The sequence below is a fragment of the Chitinispirillales bacterium genome (genome assembly GCA_031254455.1).
Lineage (GTDB): Bacteria > Fibrobacterota > Chitinivibrionia > Chitinivibrionales > Chitinivibrionaceae > WRFX01.
In genome coordinates this window covers 1-2,537 of record JAIRUI010000048.1, presented here as the reverse complement: position 1 = coordinate 2,537, position 2,537 = coordinate 1, and the positions used below count along the sequence as shown (strand labels likewise).

The window sequence follows — 2,537 nt, the reverse complement described above, 5'->3', positions numbered from 1 at the left end:
TCCATATACGGTAATACGAGTGGCTTGCCCCGTAGATGTTTCTATAACAAGAGAAAATGAAACTTTAACATCAAAATTAGACGAGCTGACAATGTCAACATCATTTGGAAGATTGGATTTTATTGGGAAAGATGATGACATAAAAATGATTTGTATTACAGATGATACGGATTATTCTATAATATTAAGGAACAGTAAGAAAATAAGTTGAACAAAGAGGGAAAAAGTGCTATAATATTTTCAAGAAAAAAGAATGGAGAAAATATTATGGAAGAAAGAATAATACGAATGTTACCGTTGCTTGATGAACGACAAAAGCGACTATATCTGGCAAATGAAGCTATGTCATACGGACGAGGCGGAATAAGCAAAGTCAGTCAAATAAGTAAAGTATCACGCACAACAATAACAAAGGGAATAGGGGAACTGAAAAAAGAGGCGTCAAACGAGGAATCAATACGACGAAGCGGCGGGGGACGAAAAACAGCAGAAGAAAATTACCCAGACATAGAGGAAAAAATCCGCAAGATAATAGAGGAAAAAACATATGGCGACCCAATGAGGGTGTTGTCATATACAACGGAAAGTCTGAGAAAAATTCAAAGAGAGTTAGAAAAAGACAGTATATATGTGAGCCACATGACGGTAGGGGTCATGCTTGAACGAATGGAGTACAGCAAGCAAGTAAATCAGAAAATGCTGCAAATAGGCGAACCCCACCCTGACAGAAACGCACAGTTTGAACACATAAACAGCAGAGCGGCAGAGTATATAAAAGTAGGTGTACCAGTGATTTCGGTTGACACGAAGAAGAAAGAGAAAATCGGAAACTTCAAAAATAACGGCAGTGAATACCGACCTAAAAAGCAACCTCGAAAGGCTAAAAAGCAACCTCGAAAGGTACTCGACCATGATTTCCCTATTGACGAACTCGGCAAGATTTCGCCGTATGGCGTTTACAATCTCAACAACAATACTGGTTTTGTTAATGTTGGGGTTAGTCACGATACAAGTGAATTTGCCGTTGAAAGTATATCGCGTTGGTGGGAAACCGTAGGTAAGCACACGTTTCCAGAGCAAAATAAAATCTATATAACAGCTGACAGTGGCGGAAGCAACGGTTGCAGAGCACGAATGTGGAAGTATCAACTACAGCAATTTGCCGACCGTACAGGTTTGGAACTCGAAGTATCGCACTTCCCAACCGGTGCTTCCAAATGGAATAAAGTTGAGCATAGACTGTTCTGCTATATTTCCAAAAACTGGCAAGGTAAGCCGTTGATTGACGTTCAAACAGCAGTTGAGTTAATCGGTTCGACCTCGACAACTACTGGGCTTGAGGTTATTTGTGTTCGTGACGATGCTGAATACAAACTCGCTAAAAAAGTCTCCGATGACGATTTCGCAAAGATAAGGTTGGATAAAATACCTCCCTTTGAATCTTGGAATTATCGTATTTTTCCACGCTGATTTGTTCAATTTATTTTCTTACTGTTCCTTAGCTTCCAATAGATTAGTCCCTTCGGGATAAGTTTTTTTACCGGATTTTAACTGCCGGTAAAAATTATCTATATTAGACCTGTTCTAAAACCTCAATTCGTAGTTGTAGAGCCCACAAATTAAGGAAAAACGAAATAAATGCTTTTTCTGTTTGTTACGATAACAGTATTTGAACATTTTGAAACAATTGATGCGACGGTTGACATGCTCGATTCTGATTCTGTATTTGGATAAACTGCTGTTGAATTTTTTCCGCTCAGGGGTCAGTTTGCCGCCTTTCGGCTTCTTGAACGGCGTCACACTAAACGCGTGAAATTCGCATATTCCCTGAAAACCTTTATCTCCGACGCACAAAATGTCGTCAAGCAGATGAATGCCGCTCTCTTTGAACATCTCAAAGTCATGTACCGAACCTTTCGCCCCGCTCACACAGATTATCTCGCTGGTTTGACCGTTTATCACAACCAAATCTTTTATTGTGTGACATTTTTGTTTCCCCGAGTATGACTCTTTCTGTTTTTTTTAGGACGCTCCGTTTCCTGTTCTTTTACATCCACTACCGCTATCACTATCTCTGTATTGGCTTTTATCAGTTCCCGTTTCGACGGCAACGCAAATGCTCCGTCTTCTATGAGTGTGTTTTCCACCCATTTTACCGCGTCGCTTATTCGGCTTTTCGATACTTCGTAATCAAATGCTATGTTCGCCATTGTACGGTAATCGTGGTAATATCCCAGCATGATTACTAATTTATCAAGTACGCTCAGGCGCGGTGGGCGACCGCCATCTTTGTGCAACTCCTTATATGCACTTCCCAGTATCTCTAACATTTTGTCAAATGTGCCTTTCGCTACCCCGAACAGTTCTTGATATTCCCTCTCTTTTAATTTCTCTATTCTTTTTTTGTTATCCATATCTATATTATATCATATCTTTCTCCTTCTTGGAAGGTTTTAGAACAGGTCTTATCTACTTCTTCTAATATTTTTAGATATTCCAACGCTTCTTTCATATACTCAGCCCCTTTTCCCTGAGTA

The 2,537-nt window shown here is 39.8% G+C and carries 4 protein-coding genes; 2 read left to right on the top strand and 2 right to left on the bottom strand.

What is annotated here, in order from left to right; translation table 11 throughout:
- Both LBH98_03670 and LBH98_03665 read left to right on the top strand, forming a co-directional pair.
- A partial coding sequence (locus LBH98_03670; GenBank protein ID MDR0303855.1) for a hypothetical protein occupies positions 1–211 on the top strand: 211 nt, incomplete at its 5' end.
- A gap of 53 nt (positions 212–264) precedes the next feature.
- A complete protein-coding gene (locus tag LBH98_03665) occupies positions 265–1,470 on the top strand; it encodes an ISAzo13 family transposase (protein MDR0303854.1) in 1,206 nt (401 codons plus the stop codon).
- A gap of 114 nt (positions 1,471–1,584) precedes the next feature.
- On the opposite strand, the gene LBH98_03660 is transcribed toward LBH98_03665, so the two are convergent.
- A complete protein-coding gene (locus LBH98_03660; GenBank protein MDR0303853.1) occupies positions 1,585–1,977 on the bottom strand; it encodes a transposase in 393 nt (130 codons plus the stop codon).
- Entirely contained in the window at positions 1,974–2,414 is a 441-nt protein-coding gene (locus tag LBH98_03655) for a transposase family protein (GenBank protein MDR0303852.1), read from the bottom strand. The genes LBH98_03660 and LBH98_03655 overlap by 4 nt, the downstream gene beginning before the upstream one ends.
- Positions 2,415–2,537 lie beyond the last annotated feature (123 nt).

What these genes read in the sequence shown, in the direction of transcription:
- LBH98_03655 (MDR0303852.1), bottom strand. Translation starts at nt 2,414, where the DNA reads ATGGATAACAAAAAAAGAATAGAGAAATTAAAAGAGAGGGAATATCAA.